Source organism: Lacrimispora sp., assembly GCF_031982545.1.
Classification (GTDB): domain Bacteria; phylum Bacillota; class Clostridia; order Lachnospirales; family Lachnospiraceae; genus Lacrimispora.
The window spans coordinates 20,943-39,830 of sequence record NZ_DALYXB010000016.1 but is presented as its reverse complement, the minus strand read 5'-3'; the positions used below and the strand labels follow the sequence as shown (position 1 = coordinate 39,830).

Here is an 18,888-nt window from a genome sequence, read left to right as displayed (position 1 = left end):
AACGTGTTTGACAAATTGACAGAAATTGATATTGAAAAAATGAAACAGGAGATAGAACACCGTAAACTGGTAGTTCGTAAGGAAGCCCTGGAAGCGGTTAAGGAAGCAAGAGCCCATGGAGATTTAAGTGAGAACTTTGAATATCATGCAGCCAAAAAGGATAAAAATCAGAATGAAAGCAGAATCCGTTATCTGGAAAAAATGATTAAGACGGCTCAAATTATTACTGACAATTCCAAAGAAGATGAAATTGGGCTTTATAATACTGTGGATTTGTATTTTGAAGATGATGATGAGGTGGAGACCTATAAACTGGTGACAACCGTCCGCGGGAATTCCATGAAGGGTTTAATCAGTTCTGAATCACCCCTTGGCAGCGCGATTCTGGGGCATAAAGTGGGAGACCGTATTTATGTGAAGGTAAATGATAAAACAGGCTACTATGTAGAGGTGAAGTGTCTGGAAAAAACAAAGGATGATGGAAGCGATCAATTGAGAAGCTACTAATCCGTCAAAGGAAGGTTACTAGATGAAAGATATGACAAAAGGCAATATTTCCTCCCAGCTGATTCGTTTTTCCATTCCTCTGGTTTTGGGTAATTTATTTCAGCTGACTTACAATGCGGTGGATTCCATTATAGTCGGGCGTTATGCGGGAGAAGATGCCCTTGCTGCAGTGGGAACTGCAAACCCTGTTATGAGCATTGTAATTTTAGGAATTACAGGAATCTGCATCGGAGCGTCGGTGCTGATGAGTGAATTTTTCGGAGCAGGTGATGAAAAAAGGCTGAAAGAAGAGGTTTCTACCATACTTATTTTTGGGTGTTTCTTTTCTCTTATTATTGCTGCACTGGGATTTGTGGCGTCCAGGGGCATCTTAAGGCTGCTTCGGGTTCCGGATCAGATTTTAGAAGCTGCAGCCATGTATCTGCAGATTATATTTCTGGGAATGCCTTTTACGTTTTTTTATAATGCAGTGGCATCTGCACTAAGAAGTGTGGGAGATTCCAAAACTCCGGTTCGTTTTCTGGCCGCGGCTGCTGTGTTAAACGGGCTGTTAGATGTGGTGTTTGTAGCATGGTTTCATATGGATGTAATCGGAGCAGCGGTTGCTACGGTGATTGCAGAGGCGGTATCTGCCGGGCTTTGTATTATTTACATATATAGAAAGGTTCCTCTTCTTAAATTGGGCAGGAAGGAAATGCGGCTGGACAAGGAGCTTTTAAACCTGACGTTAAGGCAGGGGGCAATTACAGCGCTGCAGCAATCCTGCCAACCCATCGGGAAGCTTTTGATTCAGGGGATGATCAATCCTCTTGGAGTCAGTACCATTGCAGCATTCAATGCGGTAAACAGAGTGGATGATTTTGCATTTACGCCGGAGCAGAGTATTTCCAGCGGGATCATGACCTTTGTAGCCCAGAACAGAGGGGCAAAAAACAGCAGCCGGATCAGGAAGGGGTTTCGTACAGGACTTATGATTGAGGCAGGATACTGGGTTTTCATCTGCATCTTAATCCTTGTCATAAAAGAGCCTGTGATGAAGCTGTTTGTATCAGAGAATGATACGGGAATGGTTGGCATTGGGGTACAATATCTGGGACTGATGGCATTTTTCTACCTCATGCCTGCGTTTACCAATGGGATTCAGGGATTTTTCAGAGGGATGGGAAATATGTCCATTACCTTGATCTCAACCCTGATCCAGATCTCTGTGCGGGTGGTATTCGTATCTCTTTTCGTCCCTGTGATGGGACTGAAGGGAGTTGCATATGCCAGTCTCATCGGCTGGGCCTGTATGCTTCTTGCAGAAGTACCTTATTATTTTTGGTTTAAAAATAGAAATGAATTACTACAGGAGAGTGACAGATGATAAAGAACATAGTATTCGATATGGGAAAAGTACTGGTTGATTACGAAGGACATAAGGTTGGCGCAGTATTTATGGATGATGAAGCGGAACGAAAAGAAGTCTGCACATCGGTTTTCGATTCCCAGGAATGGCTGTTGCTTGATATGGGACTGATATCTGAGGAGGATGCCTTAAGGAGAATGCAGTCCCGTCTGTCCACAGACCACGCAAAGGAAATGGCGGAGCTTTGCCTGAAACACTGGCATGAATATAATATGTATCCCGTAAACGAGATGGGAGAACTTGTGCGGGAGCTAAAGGAACAGGGATATGGGATCTATTTATGTTCCAATGCATCTCTCCGCCTGTTGACTTATACCACTATTATACCGGGAATCGAGTATTTTGATGGAGTTCTGTTTTCTGCAGAAGTAAAATGCATGAAGCCGCAAAAGGAGATGTACGGGCATCTCTTTGAACGGTTCCATCTAAAGCCGGAGGAATGTTTTTTTATTGATGACCTGCTTATGAATGTGGAAGGGGCAAGGGAATGCGGTATGGACGGGTACTGCTTTGCTGATAGAAATATGGAAGCACTGAAGGAATGTCTGAGCAAATTGAATTAATTAGAAAAAGCCAAACGGTCAGGGAGCAGAAACTCCCTGATTTTTTTGTTAATAGCGGAATAGCGGAAAAAACAGACATAAATCCACCAAAAGTTACATGCAGACTACTATTTATTACATGATACGTCTTTTTGTGACAAAATAGGATATAATTGTTTCGATAGCGTATCCAAAAGACAAAGAAAAAACAGGGGGGATGAATAGAAATGAACAGCAGCTAGGAAAATCAATCAAAATTGAAATACTTGGGATATTATGAGTGGAAGAAGGACAGTATGAAAAAGTCTTGCGGACATCGTTACAAATTAAGACTTGAGAAACGAAAGGAATCGATATAAGAATGAATACTAAAATGAGAAAAGTTAAAACAAGAATCGGAGCGTTCTGCTTAGCACTGGGAATAGCAGCAGGTACGGCTTTTACACCAATTACAGCATATGCAGGTGATCCCACAACACAGCTGGATGGGAAGCTAAGCACATTCCATCAGGGTGATGCTAATGACTGTGGAGCAGTTTCAGCCATACAGGCATTGGATAACAGCAAATATGGGAGAAAAATCTTTAGAAAAATGATTACAGATAATTATAATGGTACCTATACACTTAATTTCGGTTCCGGAAGACAAACAGTAACGGACTGGGATGTTGAAAATGCGTACATTGAAGGGGATCTGGATGCCAGAGTCATTGAAGCCGGATTACAGAAGGCTATGAATGTATATAACAGTTGTTTTGCCTGTGATGTATTTACGACGATGACCGGATTCAAGCAGAGAACATACTGGCAGTCAAATAAAACAGAAATCATGAATATCATGGCTGCCAAGTGCCAGAACGGCGAGGGAATTACAGCAGCCTGCGATTTTAATATAGCAGACCCAGGCAGAGGAATTATTGGCGATGGCGGTCATTCCTATTCCATTAAGAGTGTAAATAAAAACACTGTAGTGGTGATCAATCCATGGGATACTTCTGTTTTGATCAGTATGCCCAGAAGTCAGTTTGAAAAATCCATACGGTATATGACGTATGTAGATGATGCGGCAAAAAATGTTGTGGTTTATTGGGAATAAGCAAGAATAAAGTCATGGCGGCTCCAGGTAAACAATCCTGGAGTCTTTTCATATGTAGCTGTCTGATTTTTAGTAAGTAATTTTATCCTTTTTTAAAGAACATCTTAAGTGAATATTGGAGTAAAATGCAAATTTTGGAACTCAACGTATATAATTTTGGCACATGGGTAGAAAATATATTAATTAAGTATATACTAATATAGTATAGAGATACATTGTTATTAATATTTTAATATAAACAAGGCGAAGTTTATGCAGGAGTGATAATATGCTAATAATTATTTCGTTATCGGTGATAATTTTTATAACGCTTTTTTGATCATCGAAAAAAAAATAAAATTAAAAAGAATTAATAATATTAAGGATGAAATTAAAAAGTCTTTTGGTAAAAAAATTGAAGATCAGTATTTTGAAATAGAATTGATTGAGAGATATTGGCAAATTAAATCAGCAAATATAAAAGCGATTGATCATATTGACGATGTTACTTGGTATGATCTGGAAATGGATAAAGTTTATTGTAAAATAAATAATTGTAAATCATTTGCAGGAGAACAAAACTTATATTCTATTTTACATGAGACTAAGATTAATGAGAGAGATTATGCAGGATTAGAAAATAAAATTAATTATTTTGAATCAGAATCAATAGAAAGAAATGAAATATGGTATATAATTTCCAGAATAGGACAGAACCGTGATAGTTATTATCTGCCAGATTATATAAAAAATTTAGAAGCGTTTAGAATAACTAATATAGAATATTTCCACTTTATGAGAATACTATTACTGATTTCATTTATACCGGCTATAGCAAATTTAAATTACACTTTTCTATTATTTCCATTCTTTGTAGCTTTAATTAATATTGTTATTTATTCTTTTCAAAAAAGTAGATATGAATCTTATCTTAATATGCTTAGTAGTGTACTTAAAATTTTAATTGCATCTAAACGTATTGTAGATCAACCAGTTATTAAATACAATAATATATTTAAAGATTTAGGTTATAATTTAGACAAATTCCGTCCACTGTTAATTAAGATTAGTAAATTGCAGCATCGATCGCCATCTAATTTATCTGGTGATGCTATGACATTATTAGAATCAATGACTTTTGGTATTACTTTATGGGATATAATTCAATATGATAAAATAATTTGCCAATTAATCGGATATCAGAAAGAATTAATGGAATTATATATAGTAATTGGTGAAATAGATTCAGCAATTTCAATTGCATCATTTAGAAAAACACTCCCATTCTATTGTACACCAATATTTTGTAAAGATAATCATATTAAAGCAGAAGATATTTATCATCCTTTAGTAAAAAATCCAATTTATAATTCCATAATTATAAAAAATGGATGTATTATTACAGGTTCGAATGCCTCAGGTAAATCTACATTTATAAAAGCTTTGGCAATTAATGCAATCTTAGCACAAAACATTTCTACATGTCTTGCCAAAAACTTTATAATTCCCTATTCTGCAATAATTACCTCAATGGCTGTTCGGGATGAAGTTTCGACAGCAGAAAGTTATTATATTAAAGAGATTAAATATATAAGAAGAATCATTCGAGCATTAAATGATAAGAAATTAGTTTTCTGTATTATCGACGAAATTTTACGAGGGACAAATACCGAAGAGCGAATTGCTGCATCAGTTGCAGTATTGAAATATCTATATGGAAAAAATTGTATTACAGTAGTTGCTACTCATGATATTGAATTAACGGATATATTGGGAAATTATTTTGAAAACTATCATTTTACGGAACATATAAGTGATAAAAAAGTAATATTTGAATATAAGATTCATCAAGGCCCCGCTATATCGCGTAATGCTATAAAATTATTAGAGTATATGGAATTTCCCGAAGAAATAACACAAGAGGCAGTGAGATTACTCCTAAGTGAAAACAAGATTATTTAAGTGTGCTTACCTATGAGGGTTTTATATACATTTTAAAAAGAGGATATAATATGGAAACACTTATTATTGTTAATGGTTGGGAATGATTAAGGCCTTTGAACTTAATGTAAGTAAATTTAGTAATGGATGGGAAACTTATATTAATGAAAACAGTATGAATATATCAGGAGGCTAGTTGCAAAAAATATTTTTAATTAGAATGTTCTCTTCCCCCAAGCAAATGTATATTCTTGATGAACCTACTTCATTTATGGATATTGAAAGTGAGAAGAAGGTATGTAGTAAAATGGAGGAATTACTTAATAATAAAACGGCAATTATAATAACTCATCGTCCACAAATACTTCATATTTATAGCAGAGTAATAGATTTAGATGCTTTGTAAATTAGCTAGAGTTATTCAATATAAATTTTCAGTACGGAACGAAGTGTAACAATGATTTAAGAAAAACTGATATTCCGCCTCGCTACACCGGAAAAACAGATCTGCTTCAACAAAATGTTTATTGCCGATACTATATTGAATTTGGCTGTAATAACAGATTTTACTTTGCCGATAGTAAAAAATCACTCTTCTGAATACGATTCCAAGTTTTTATTCGTTTATGGTCGTGCTACATATCAAACCGGGAGAATTTTTTAATTCTCCCGGTTTCTAACTTTATTTTATGATTTGGAAGCCATTTTATAAATTTCCAGAACATCCTGCCAGTACAGCTTTTTTAGCCCGCCAAGTGGGTGTTCGGCGCCGTAGGCCTCCCCAGTTGATTTTTTCGCCATCAGCTCTAAATTGGTGCTGTCAATACCCAGTTCCTCAAGTGTTGTGGGAAGACCCATTTTCACAAAGAACCGGGACAGGCGGTTGATTCCTTCCAGTACGATGGAATCAGGATCCCGGAAGCTTCCTTCCACACCCATAACATTAACAGCAAACTGGACAAACATGTTGATGTTTGTTTTATAAACATATTTCATCCAGGCAGGAGTAAGGACAGCCAGTCCGGCGCCGTGAGCTACATCGTATATTGCACTCAGTTCATGTTCCATACCGTGGCAAGCCCAGTCCTGTCTGCGGCCCAGACCCAGTAAATCGTTGTGGGCAATGGTGCCTCCCAGACCCACCTGACACCAGGCGTCGTAGTCCCTGGGATTTTCCGAAACCAGAAGAGCATGTCTCATAATTGATTTTAACGTGGTTTCACAAAGACCGTCTGTCAGATCTGTATTCAGGGTATTGGTAAAATAACGCTCAAATATATGACTCATCATATCAGCCACACCATTGGCAATCTGGTTTTTCGGAAGAGTAAAGAAAAACTCGGGATTCATTACACTTAAGACCGGACGGACCAGATCGCTTCCATATCCCAGTTTCATCTGCTTATCTTCGTTGGTAATGACCGTACTGTTGCTGGATTCGCTTCCTGCAGCCGGAATGGTCAAAATCGTAGCAACCGGAAGGGCAGCAGTAATGGCTTTTCCCTGTTCATATACGTCCCAGACATCTCCCTCATAGCAAACCCCAATGGCAATGGCCTTTGCAGAGTCAATCACGCTTCCGCCGCCAACTGCCAGAATTAAGTCAATACCCTGGTCTTTGCAAAGTCTGATGCCTTCATAAACAAGTGACAGCCGTGGATTGGGTACGACTCCTCCCAGCTCCGCAAATTCAATTCCATTATCTTTTAAAGACTGGGCAACGGTATCATACAGACCGTTCTTTTTGATTCTGTCCCCGCTGTAATGCAAAAGTACCTTTTTTGCATAAGGAGCAAGAAGGCTTCCGATTTCCTTATGAGAGTCTTTTCCAAAGCAGATGCGGGTAGGAATGTGAAAATCAAAATTTAACATGGTAATACCCCTCTTTTCTATCCATTATTTAAAAATCTGTGGTATCCGGGTTGGTGGAATATCCGCAGCAGCCCTTTAAGCCGGCAATGATGGATACATCCTCGGCTGTAAGCTCAAAATCAAATACATGGGCATTTTCTTCAATCCGCTCTTTTGTGACGGACTTGGGCAAAGGAAGAAAGCCCATCTGTAAGCTCCATCTGACACAAATCTGTGCAATGGATTTACCATATTTCTCTGACAGTGCAATCATTTCCGGAACTTCAAATATTTTTCCCGATCCCAGAGGACTGTAAGCTTCTGCCAGTATATTGTGTTCCTTTAAGTAAGAAACCAGTTCATCCTGGGTATCACCCGGGCAAAGTCTGATCTGGTTTACCATAGGTGCAATTTTTGCTGTCTTCATAAGTTCTTCTAAGTGATGAATCCGGAAATTGCTGACACCGATGGAACGGATACGGCCCGCCTCATACAGTTCTTCAAATGCTTTCCATGTGCCTGCATTGGCCTCCTGCCAGTTGGCACGGGACTTAATGGGATTGGGCCAATGAATTAAGTACAGGTCTAAGTAATCCAGATCTAAGTTTTTCATGGTCGCCTCAAAGGCATTCAGTGTTTCCTCATATCCATGCTCTGGGTTTTGAAGCTTGCTGGTAACAAAGATCTCTTCTCTTGGAACGCCGCTTTCCTTAATTCCGGTTCCAACGCTTTCTTCATTGTAATAGAGTGCAGCAGTATCGATATGACGGTAGCCAGTCTTAAGCGCCTGCTTTACCGCATTGACTGCGGTTTCTCCATTTTGTGCTTTCCAGGTGCCAAAGCCGATGCAGGGGATTTTCACACCATTAGCCAGTATATAGTTGTCAGATAAAGATTTCATTCAGGAACCTCCTTATTGATTTTGCTTGATCGACGGATCAAACTATTGTATAGTAAGTATTGTAAACCTTAACGTTAACTTTAAGTCAAGAGACAGATTGGAAAATCTGCCGGAAAAGGATAAAAATGAATTACACCATAAAACAGGTATCAGAAAAGACACATTTAAAGCCACACGTTCTCCGGTATTATGAACGGGAAGGGCTTCTTCCATTCGTAGACAGAAGTGAAAGCGGAATCCGCCGTTATTCCGAGGGGGACTTAGAGTGGCTGTCTTTAATCTGCTGTCTGAAAAATACAGGGATGGCGATCAAACAGATCAGGGAATTTGTGGAGCTGAGCTTACAGGGAAAAGAGACGTTAAAAGAACGATGTTCCATGCTGATAGCCCACAAAAAAGAGGTAGAGGATCAGATTGCCGGGCTGCAGAAGTACTTATGCAAAGTGGATCATAAAATCACTTATTTCACGGATCAGTATGAGAAATATATGGATCTGAATAGTGAGAATGGAGCAGTCAGTCATGGTTCGGATTAAGATTAATGATATGGATCTGGGACAGATTGCGAAGTCAGGACAGTGTTTTCGCATGAAAGAACTGGAGCAGGGGATCTGGTCTGTTACGGCTGGAGCACAATACATAGAAGCAGTGAAAGTAGGGGAAGAGTTTCTTTTCTCCTGTGAAGAGGAAGAGTTTCAACGGGTATGGTCCCATTATTTTGATCTGGAAGGGGATTACTGCGGATATAAAAGACAGGTGCCGGAAGAGGACTCTTATTTACGGGAAGCCATCCGGTGCGGCTGGGGAGTTAGAATCCTTCGCCAGGATCTATGGGAGATGCTGGTTACTTTTCTGATATCCCAGAATAATAATATTCCCCGGATTAAGGGGAGCGTGCGGGGTTTATGTAATCGGTTTGGGACGGAAAAGAAGGGCAGAGGACTGGTAATGTCTTCTGCTGGAATGTGGGAAGAGGTTACGAGAAGCTTTATGACGTTTCCGACGCCTGAATCCATTGTTTCCGCCGGCCTTCCCGGTCTGTCCGATCTGGGGCTGGGATATCGGGATAAGTATATTCTTCATATCGTTCAGCGCTGCAGCGGGCCGGAGGGAGAGAATTGGTTGTCTGATTTAAAGGAAGCGGATTACGAGAATGCTCATGCCACACTCTTAAAACAGTATGGGATTGGAAAGAAGGTGGCAGATTGTGTCTGCCTGTTCGGACTTCACCATGTAGGCGCTTTCCCCGTTGATACCCATGTGAAACAGATAATAACCACATATTATCCCAATGGTTTCCCACTTAAGCGGTATGAGGGGTATGCAGGAATCTTGCAGCAATATATGTTTTACCATAAAATCAACCGGTTGGCGGCGGAATAAATCACCTCTTTATGACGGACAGTCTGGGCATGGGATGCTCCAGGCTGTTCTTGTCTTTTCTTTTGTCGAAATAATTCATACTTTTATCACACAATAAACAAAGTTAAATCACACAATATTCACAATTCCCTTTTACCCTAAGTAAGGACACGATTATGAAAATAGAACAGGAGGAGAGAGAGTTGATTGAAGTCAAAAATCTGGTAAAAGATTACGGCGGGCATCTGGCTGTGGATCATTTAAACTTTACCATTCAGGATGGCAAGATCTATGGTTTTCTGGGGCCTAACGGAGCAGGAAAATCCACTACAATGAATATTATAACCGGTTACATAGGTGCGACCGAGGGTGATGTGTGGATTAATGGCCATAACATTTTAGAAGATCCGGAGGAGGCAAAAAGGTGCATTGGTTATCTGCCGGAGCTACCCCCTCTTTACGTCGATATGACAGTAAAGGAACAGCTTGATTTTGCTGCTGAATTAAAGAAAATACCGAAAAAAGACAGGGAAGAGGAAGTCCTTAAAGTAATGAACTTAGCGAAGCTTACCGATGTAAGCGGACGCCTGATTCGTAACCTCTCAAAAGGCTACAGACAAAGAGTAGGGCTCGCCCAGGCAGTTCTGGGATTCCCTCCGGTTATTATATTAGATGAACCAACCGTGGGATTAGATCCGAAACAGATCATTGAAATACGGGACACCATAAGAGAACTGGGACAGAAACATACGGTTATTTTAAGTTCCCATATTCTTTCCGAAGTAAGCGCGGTCTGCGATCATGTGCTGATTATAGACCGGGGACGGCTGATTGCCAGCGATACACCGGAAAACTTAGAGCGCCAGATGGCAGATGCTTCCGGTATGGAACTGCTGATAAAGGGAGAAGAAGTTCAGATCCGTGATATTCTTGACACCATTCCCCAGGCAGCTGACGTAAACGTGAAAGAAGGCGGAGAAGAGGCAGTAAAAAAGGTGACGTTCCGTTTAGCCAGTACAGGGGAAGAAGGAGTGGATATCCGGGAAGTTATTTTCTTTGCTTTTGCCGATAACCGACTGCCAATCCTTTCCATGCATGTAAACAAGGCTTCGTTGGAAGAAGTTTTCTTAGAGCTGACGGCAGATGCAGAATCTGAAGATAGAGAACTGAATGCAGATGAGGAAACAGAAAAAACAGATACAGAAAATAAAAATAGTGATGGAGAGGAGGAATTATAATGGCTGCTGTTTATAGAAGAGAGCTGAAATCTTACTTCCAGTCCATGACCGGATATGTATTTATAGCATTTATGGTGCTTTTTATTGGTATTTACTTCATGGCGTACAACATGATGAGCGGATATCCGTATTTTTCTTATACCTTATCGGGAATGGTAACAATCATTATGATCGGGATTCCGGTTTTGACCATGAGAAGTTTTGCAGATGACAGAAAGACTAAGACCGATCAGCTATTGTTAACTTCTCCGGTCTCTGTGGGAAAAATAGTCCTGGGGAAATATCTTTCCATGGTTACCATATTTGCAGTTCCAGTTGTTTTATCCTGTCTTTGCCCGCTGATTATAAAGATGAATGGAACTGCCCATTTAAAGGCAGATTATGCGGCAATTCTGGCGTTTTTCTTACTGGGCTGTGTTTATATTGCCATAGGAATGTTTATTTCTTCCCTTACAGAGAGTCAGATCATAGCTGCAGTAGGAACCTTTGGTATTATTCTTCTCCTGCTTTTGTGGCCTAATCTGGTGGGATTTTTACCAACTACTGCACTGGGTTCTCTGATTGGATTTTTCCTGCTCTGGTCTCTGGCAGTACTGATTGTTAACCGGATCACCAGCCATACCGGTCTTGCAGTAATTTTAGAAGCAGCTGGGATCATCGTAATGGTTGGATTATACTTAATCAAAAAAGGTTTGTTTGACCGGGCACTGACAAATGTGATGGAAAAGGTTGCAATCACCGGTGTATTCCAGAACTTTGCTACTCATTATATTTTTGATTTGGGCGGTTTGGTTACCTATATCAGCATTATATTCCTGCTGGTATTCCTGACTGTGCAGTCCATAGAGAAACGCAGATGGAGTTAGGAGGATGGAAATGACCAGAAAATTAAAAAAAGGCGGCTATACTGCAATCCTTTCCGTGATTGTCATAGCTGCGGTAATTATACTCAATTTGATTGTGGGACGTCTTCCCGAAAAGGTGCGGCAATGGGATATGAGCAGCAGCCAGATCTATACCCTGGGAGGAACCACCAGTGACTTAATCAAAGCACTGGATAAGGATGTAACGATTTATGTGGTAGGAGATCCGGCAAGTGTGGATAAACGGATTACCAGCTTTTTAAAACGTTACGAGGATTTATCCAGCCATGTAAAAGTGGAAACAGTGGATTCGGTACTTCACCCGGAACAGGTTAAAAAGCTGAATGCCACAGATGGCACGATTCTTGTAAGCTGCGAATCTACCAATAAAACCCAGTCCATTCCATTTACTGATATTATAAAAATGGATGAGTCCTCTTATTACTATTACGGGCAGGCAAAAGAGACCGCATTTGACGGAGAAGGTCAGGTGACAGGAGCAATTTCCCATGTGACCAGCAATGTTTCCAAAACCATCTATGTCACAGAGGGACATGGAGAGGCGGCATTTGGAGCGACGGTAACCGATATGCTGGGTAAATCCAATTTAACGGTTAACAGCATTAATCTTTTAAAAGACGGAAAGATTCCTGAGGACTGCGAACTTCTTCTTATGAATGCTCCCGCTTCCGATCTTGCCAATGATGAGAAAACCATGATCTCCGATTATCTGGACAAAGGCGGCCACGTGTTAATCATTGCCGGATATTCAGAAAAAGAGCGTCCAAACCTGACATCTGTCATGAGCGCATATGGACTGAACCTGGAAAATGGTATGGCTGCGGATACCAAGAACTTTTATCAGAACAATCCTTACTACATTTTCCCGACCATTGAGTCTGGCAGTGAAGTGACTAATGGTGTTGATATAAAGAGTGCAGCACTGGTACTCCAGTCAGGTGCATTTACTCAGGCTGAAAATCTGCCGGAGGGAGTCAACGTAACTCCGTTTATGCAGACCAGTGAAGCAGGAATGCTTGTTACTCCGGATGCTCAGAAGAAAGGAACCTACATTCTGGGAGCTGTTTCAGAAAAGAAGCTGGATACGGGATCAGCCCGTCTGACTGTATTTTCTACCCCTTCTCTAATTGATGAAAGTTTAAATACCAGTTTTACCAACTTAAGTAACCTGACTCTGTTTATGAACGCAGTGACTTCTAATTTTGAAGACGTAGCCAATGTTTCCATCCCCTCCAAGAGTCTTGACGTGACCTATAATACGGTGACACACGGCGGTATGTGGGGAATCCTGTTTATCTTAATTATTCCTGCGGCGTCCCTTGGCTGCGGACTTATGATCTGGTTAAAGCGCAGACGTCTGTAGAAGGAGGCGGGACTTATGAAGAAAAAAAACGGACTGATATTTGGGGCTGCCGCGTTAGTGGTACTCTGTGCAGTGTATGTGGGAGTGGGGCAGTACATGGACCGCTCCCAGAAAAAAACGGAAAATCAGAAGGAGGCCTCCAAGGTTTATATGACCGACTTTTCTGAAATTCAGTCAGTTTCTTATGACCGGGATGGCAATGAGATCTCCTTTACAAAAAAGGACGGAAAATGGGTCTATGATCAGGATGAGAAATTTCCGGTGATGCAGACCAAAATGGACGGGATTGCTTCCACTGTCTCTAATCTGGAAGCAGTGAGAAAACTGGAAGACGGAGATGGATTTGGGGCATATGGACTGGATCAGCCCATCCGTACCATTACAGTCACTGGTGCAGACAATAAAAAGTCAGTGATTCTCCTTGGAAATGCTACTCCGGACGGAGATTACTATGCTGCAATCCAGGGAGAGGATGCCCCTTATCTCATCGGTTCTTCCCTTTATACGGAGACAGACAGCAGTCTGAATGACTTTATGGCTCTGGAAGAATTCCCGGCAATTGCCGGAACCGATATCACAGGAATTACTGTGACCAAGGCAGACCGCAGGAAACAGTTCGTAAAGAAAAAGCTGGACGATGAGAAAGGAACCATTGAGTGGTATAAGGACTCAGCAGACAACGCAGAAAATAAGGTGGATGACAATTCTCCATTAAATGTGCTGGCTGATTCTCTTGCAGGCCTGAAGGTAAAGAGCTGTCCAAACTATAATGTAACGGATTCCCAGTTAAAGGATTACGGTCTTGATCAGCCTTCTTCTGTTATTTCCTATACTTATAACAAAAATGGAACGGATGAGACATTCCAGCTTTCAGTAGGAAGTCTTAATGAGGATTCCAGCTGCTATTATACAAGAACAGAAAATTCTCCCTTTGTAAATGAAATAGATAAGGCGTCGGTTGATAAATGTCTGACTGTCAATGAGGAAATCAGTAAATAAACAATTGACAAAACAGGAAAAGAGCAGTTTCGGTTTAAAATTCCGGGACTGCTTTTTTCCTGTTTTCTCTTCTTTTATAACCGTTAATTATAGTATCAATTCCTTTCTCATATATGTTTTCCAGTAAAAATATTTTATTTTAGTTGAAAAATCCTGACAAATGTTCTATTATGAGAAGAAATATATCAGCAGATTACAGTGACACAGAGGGAGAGTACAAATGAACTATAACATTGCAGTAATCCCTGGCGACGGGATAGGGCCTGAAATCATTGGAGAGGCGAGAAAGATATTAGATAAGGTTGGGGCAGTTTATCACCACCTGTTTGAGTATACAGAAGTCTTAATGGGAGGGATATCCATTGATACATATGGCGTCCCATTAACGGACGAAGCATTGGAAACAGCAAAAAAAAGCGACTCCGTTCTCCTTGGTGCAGTCGGGGGGAATGTGGGAAATTCAAAATGGTACGATGTGGCACCGAATCTGAGACCTGAAGCGGGGCTGCTAGCCATCCGCAAAGGTCTTAATTTATTTGCAAATATCCGCCCCGCCTATCTTTATAAAGAACTTGCTGATGCCTGTCCTTTAAAAAAAGAGATTATCGGTGACGGTTTTGATATGGTCATCATGAGAGAACTCACTGGCGGACTCTACTTCGGAGACCGTTACACCAAAGAGGTGGACGGTGTGATGACTGCCGTGGATACTCTTACCTATAATGAGAATGAAATCCGCAGAATCGCAGTAAAGGCGTTTGATATTGCCATGAAGCGGAAAAAGCAGGTCATCAGTGTAGATAAGGCCAATGTACTGGACTCCTCCAGACTTTGGAGAAAAGTGGTGGAAGAGGTGGCTCAGGACTATCCTGAAGTGACACTGAACCATATGCTGGTAGACAACTGTGCCATGCAGCTGGTGATGAATCCGGGACAGTTTGATGTAATTCTCACGGAGAACATGTTCGGGGATATATTATCTGATGAAGCCAGCATGATTACAGGATCCATCGGAATGCTCTCCTCGGCCAGTATGAATGAAAGCAAATTTGGTATGTATGAACCAAGCCACGGTTCTGCACCAGATATCGCAGGAAAAAATATTGCAAATCCAATTGCAACCATTCTCTCCGCAGCCATGATGCTTCGGTATTCCTTTGATTTAGACAGGGAAGCAGATGCAGTGGAAGCAGCCGTGGAGCAGGTTTTAAAAGAAGGATACCGGACCGGAGACATTTACTCTGATGGGTTTAAAAAGGTGTCTACAACAGAAATGGGTGACTTAATCGCAGAGCGGATTAATTAGCTCTTCTGGCACCAAACAATTTAAAATTTATAAATTGCCGGAAGCGGATAAAACATCAGATTTTATACGCTCCCGGATTTCCATATAATCAGAAAGTTATGAAAAAAGAAAAGGAGTGTGCAGCAGATGAAAAGTGATTCAGTTAAAAAAGGTATGCAGCAGGCACCTCATCGTTCCCTTTTTAATGCTCTGGGAATGACAGAGGAAGAGATGGAAAGGCCTTTAATTGGTATTGTCAGTTCTTATAATGAAATTGTACCAGGCCATATGAATCTGGATAAAATAGTCGATGCCGTCAAAATGGGAGTTGCCATGGCAGGCGGAACACCAGTCATGGTTCCGGCCATTGCAGTCTGTGACGGAATTGCCATGGGACATATTGGTATGAAGTATTCACTGGTCACCAGGGATTTGGTTGCAGACTCCACGGAATGTCTTGCAAGAGCCCATGCCTTTGATGCTCTGGTTATGGTACCCAATTGTGATAAAAATGTTCCCGGACTTTTAATGGCAGCAGCGCGCATTAACATACCTACAGTGTTCGTCAGTGGCGGACCAATGTTGGCTGGACGTGTGCAGGGCCATAAGACCAGTCTTTCCAGCATGTTTGAAGCAGTGGGAGCTTATACTGCCGGTAAGATGACGGAAGAGGATGTAAAGGAATATGAGCAGAAGGCATGTCCGACCTGCGGTTCCTGTTCCGGTATGTATACGGCTAACAGTATGAACAGTTTAACGGAAGTTCTTGGAATGGGCTTAAAGGGAAATGGAACCATTCCGGCGGTTTACTCCGAGCGTTTAAAGCTTGCAAAACATGCAGGTATGGCGGTTATGGAGCTGTTAAAGAAAAATATATGTCCCCGTGACATTATGAGTGAGAAGGCATTTAGAAATGCTCTTACCATGGATATGGCTCTTGGATGCAGCACCAACAGTATGCTTCATCTTCCGGCTATTGCCCATGAAGCAGGCGTGGACTTAAATCTGGAGCTTGCCAATGAGATCAGTGCAAAAACTCCAAACCTTTGTCACCTTGCTCCGGCTGGCCCTACTTATATAGAAGATTTAAACGAGGCAGGCGGCATTTATGCAGTCATGAATGAGATCAGCAAGCTGGGACTTTTAGAACTGGACTGTATTACGGCAACTGGAAAAACAGTGGGAGAAAACATTAAGGGATGTGTAAATAAAGATCCCGAAGTTATTCGCCCGGTGGAAAATCCCTATAGCAGCACCGGCGGTATCGCCATATTGAAAGGAAATTTAGCACCGGACAGTGCAGTTGTAAAACGTTCTGCCGTTGCTCCGGAGATGTTAAAACACGAAGGTCCCGCAAGAGTCTTTGACTGTGAAGAGGATGCCATTGAAGCAATCAAGGGCGGAAAGATCGTTGCAGGAGACGTGGTAGTAATCCGTTATGAAGGTCCAAAAGGCGGCCCTGGAATGAGAGAGATGTTAAACCCAACCTCAGCCATTGCTGGTATGGGACTTGGCTCCACCGTAGCCCTCATCACAGACGGACGGTTCAGCGGGGCTTCCAGAGGAGCTTCCATCGGCCATACCTGTCCGGAGGCAGCCGTGGGCGGCCCCATCGCACTGGTGGAGGAAGGCGATATCATATCCATAGATATTGACAATCACAGACTGGATGTAAACGTATCTGACGAAGAGATGGCAGCCAGAAAGGAAAAATGGCAGCCAAGGAAGCCATTAGTTACTTCCGGATATCTGGCAAGATATGCGGCTATGGCAGCCCCGGCAAGCCGTGGGGCAATCCTGGAAATATAAAGAAAAGGAGCAGCTTATGAAGACAATAACTGGAGCAGAGATCGTAATCGAGTGCTTGAAGGAACAGGGCGTGGATACCGTTTTCGGATATCCGGGCGGCACCATTTTAAATATATATGATGCTCTTTATAAGCATCAGGATGAGATCACCCATATACTTACCTCCCATGAACAGGGAGCTGCTCATGCAGCGGACGGTTATGCCAGAGCAACCGGAAGAGTAGGGGTATGTCTGGCGACCTCGGGTCCGGGGGCAACCAACTTAGTGACTGGAATCGCTACTGCATTTATGGATTCCGTGCCCATGGTAGCCATTACCTGCAACGTAGCAGTGGGCCTCCTTGGCAGAGATTCCTTTCAGGAAATTGACATTGCCGGCGTTACCATGCCTATAACAAAATATAATTTCATTGTAAAAGACATCAGTAAACTGGCGGATACCATCCGCAGGGCATTTAAGATTGCCCAGACCGGCAGACCAGGCCCTGTGTTAATTGATATAACGAAGGATGTGACTGCCAGCAATTATGAATATGAAGAGAAGGAACCGGAGCCAATTATCCGCCAGGAAGATACCATATTGGAAGAGGATTTAGAGCAGGCGCTGCAGTTAATTCGCAAATCACAAAAGCCTTACATTTTTGTAGGCGGAGGCGCAATCATTGCCAATGCTTCTGATGAGCTTGCAGCATTTGCCCATAAGATTCAGGCACCGGTTGCAGACAGTCTGATGGGCAAAGGAGCTTTTGACGGAACAGATGAGCTCTATACCGGAATGGTTGGTATGCATGGAACCAAGACATCTAATTTTGGTATTACAGAATGCGATCTTTTAATCGTAATTGGAGCCAGATTCAGTGACCGGGTGACCGGCAATGCATCCCGCTTTGCCAGAAATGCAAAGATTCTGCATTTTGATGTGGATCCGGCTGAGATCAATAAAAATGTAAAGGCTTATGCCAGTGTAATTGGTGATGTGAAATCCATTTTAAGAAAATTAAACGCAAGACTGGATCCCATTAATCATGAGGAATGGGTTGCTCATATTGACCGCTTAAAGGATATGTATCCCATGCGCTATGAAAAGAGTATTCTGACCGGCCCCTATATTATAGAAAAGATCTATGAGGTAACAAAAGGAGATGCCATTATCACCACAGAGGTAGGACAGCACCAGATGTGGGCGGCACAGTACTATCAGTATAAAAAGCCCAGAAGCTTTATTACCTCAGGGGGGCTTGGTACCATGGGATATGGTCTTGGTGCTTCCCTTGGTGCGAAGATGGGCTGTAAGGACAAAACCGTCATTAATGTGGCAGGAGACGGGTGTTTCCGTATGAATCTAAACGAGATTGCAACAGCAACCCGCTATAACATCCCGATTATCCAGGTTGTATTAAACAATCACGTACTGGGTATGGTTCGTCAGTGGCAGACCCTGTTCTATGGAAAGAGGTATTCACATACAGTTCTTAATGACCAGGTTGATTTTGTTAAGATAGCAGAAGGAATGGGAGCAAAGGCTTACCGGGTTACCGGTAAAGAAGAGTTTGAAGAAGTCTTAAAAGAAGCCATTGCCCTGAATGTTCCTGTTGTTATAGATTGTCAGATTCATTGCGATGACAAGGTATTCCCTATGGTTTCACCGGGAGCCCCCATCGAGGATGCATTTGACGAAGAAGATTTAAAGATCTGACATTAGTAAGGAAAGGGATAAGAGTCC

17 protein-coding genes are annotated in these 18,888 nt (G+C 41.7%); 15 read left to right on the top strand and 2 right to left on the bottom strand.

Annotation, left to right across the window (positions count from 1 at the left end; all coding sequences use genetic code 11):
• The first annotated feature begins 3 nt into the window (after window positions 1-3).
• The 6 genes from ABS301_RS22150 (at window position 4) to ABS301_RS22125 (ending at window position 5,879) form a co-directional block, all read left to right on the top strand.
• Window positions 4-507, top strand: coding sequence for a GreA/GreB family elongation factor (locus tag ABS301_RS22150; protein ID WP_349674274.1), 504 nt, complete (start codon window positions 4-6; stop codon window positions 505-507).
• A 22-nt stretch (window positions 508-529) separates the two neighbouring features.
• Window positions 530-1,873, top strand: coding sequence for an MATE family efflux transporter (locus ABS301_RS22145; protein WP_349674273.1), 1,344 nt, complete (start codon window positions 530-532; stop codon window positions 1,871-1,873).
• The gene (locus ABS301_RS22140; protein WP_349674272.1) at window positions 1,870-2,478 is read left to right on the top strand and encodes an HAD family hydrolase; all 609 of its coding nucleotides are present in this window, start codon (window positions 1,870-1,872) and stop codon (window positions 2,476-2,478) included. Before ABS301_RS22145 ends, ABS301_RS22140 begins: the two co-directional genes overlap by 4 nt.
• Window positions 2,479-2,818: 340 nt before the next feature.
• Window positions 2,819-3,553, top strand: a complete 735-nt coding sequence (locus ABS301_RS22135; RefSeq protein ID WP_349674271.1) for a hypothetical protein — start codon at window positions 2,819-2,821, stop codon at window positions 3,551-3,553.
• Window positions 3,554-3,868: 315 nt separating this feature from the next.
• Window positions 3,869-5,494: a MutS-related protein gene (locus tag ABS301_RS22130; protein ID WP_349674270.1), complete on the top strand. Its 1,626-nt coding sequence runs from the start codon at window positions 3,869-3,871 to the stop codon at window positions 5,492-5,494.
• Between the two features lie 175 nt (window positions 5,495-5,669).
• Window positions 5,670-5,879, top strand: a complete 210-nt coding sequence (locus ABS301_RS22125) for a hypothetical protein (protein ID WP_349674269.1) — start codon at window positions 5,670-5,672, stop codon at window positions 5,877-5,879.
• Between the two features lie 281 nt (window positions 5,880-6,160).
• On the opposite strand, the gene ABS301_RS22120 is transcribed toward ABS301_RS22125, so the two are convergent.
• Together ABS301_RS22120 and ABS301_RS22115 are read right to left on the bottom strand one after the other, a co-directional pair.
• Window positions 6,161-7,345 (bottom strand): iron-containing alcohol dehydrogenase, encoded by a 1,185-nt coding sequence (locus tag ABS301_RS22120; protein ID WP_349674268.1) that lies wholly within the window; start codon window positions 7,343-7,345, stop codon window positions 6,161-6,163.
• Window positions 7,346-7,373: 28 nt separating this feature from the next.
• The gene (locus ABS301_RS22115; protein ID WP_349674267.1) at window positions 7,374-8,225 is read right to left on the bottom strand and encodes an aldo/keto reductase; all 852 of its coding nucleotides are present in this window, start codon (window positions 8,223-8,225) and stop codon (window positions 7,374-7,376) included.
• A gap of 125 nt (window positions 8,226-8,350) precedes the next feature.
• On the opposite strand from ABS301_RS22115, the gene ABS301_RS22110 reads away from it, so the two are divergent.
• The 9 genes from ABS301_RS22110 to ilvB all read left to right on the top strand — a co-directional run bounded on the left by ABS301_RS22110 (window position 8,351) and on the right by ilvB (window position 18,861).
• A complete protein-coding gene (locus ABS301_RS22110; RefSeq protein ID WP_349674266.1) occupies window positions 8,351-8,761 on the top strand; it encodes a MerR family transcriptional regulator in 411 nt (136 codons plus the stop codon).
• Entirely contained in the window at window positions 8,748-9,608 is an 861-nt protein-coding gene (locus ABS301_RS22105; RefSeq protein ID WP_349674265.1) for a DNA-3-methyladenine glycosylase family protein, read from the top strand. The genes ABS301_RS22110 and ABS301_RS22105 overlap by 14 nt, the downstream gene beginning before the upstream one ends.
• Window positions 9,609-9,790: 182 nt before the next feature.
• Entirely contained in the window at window positions 9,791-10,825 is a 1,035-nt protein-coding gene (locus ABS301_RS22100; protein WP_349674264.1) for an ABC transporter ATP-binding protein, read from the top strand.
• Window positions 10,825-11,691: an ABC transporter permease subunit gene (locus ABS301_RS22095; protein ID WP_349674263.1), complete on the top strand. Its 867-nt coding sequence runs from the start codon at window positions 10,825-10,827 to the stop codon at window positions 11,689-11,691. Before ABS301_RS22100 ends, ABS301_RS22095 begins: the two co-directional genes overlap by 1 nt.
• Before the next feature lie 10 nt (window positions 11,692-11,701).
• Window positions 11,702-13,072 carry a Gldg family protein gene (locus ABS301_RS22090; protein WP_349674262.1) on the top strand — a complete coding sequence of 457 codons (1,371 nt, stop codon included), beginning with the start codon at window positions 11,702-11,704 and terminating at the stop codon, window positions 13,070-13,072.
• Between the two features lie 15 nt (window positions 13,073-13,087).
• Complete coding sequence (locus ABS301_RS22085; RefSeq protein WP_349674261.1) at window positions 13,088-14,071, top strand: DUF4340 domain-containing protein; 984 nt, start codon at window positions 13,088-13,090, stop codon at window positions 14,069-14,071.
• A 220-nt stretch (window positions 14,072-14,291) separates the two neighbouring features.
• A complete protein-coding gene (leuB, locus tag ABS301_RS22080) occupies window positions 14,292-15,377 on the top strand; it encodes a 3-isopropylmalate dehydrogenase (protein WP_349674260.1) in 1,086 nt (361 codons plus the stop codon).
• A gap of 126 nt (window positions 15,378-15,503) precedes the next feature.
• Complete coding sequence (gene ilvD, locus ABS301_RS22075) at window positions 15,504-17,165, top strand: dihydroxy-acid dehydratase (protein ID WP_349674259.1); 1,662 nt, start codon at window positions 15,504-15,506, stop codon at window positions 17,163-17,165.
• A 16-nt stretch (window positions 17,166-17,181) separates the two neighbouring features.
• Window positions 17,182-18,861, top strand: a complete 1,680-nt coding sequence (gene ilvB, locus ABS301_RS22070) for a biosynthetic-type acetolactate synthase large subunit (protein WP_349674258.1) — start codon at window positions 17,182-17,184, stop codon at window positions 18,859-18,861.
• Window positions 18,862-18,888 lie beyond the last annotated feature (27 nt).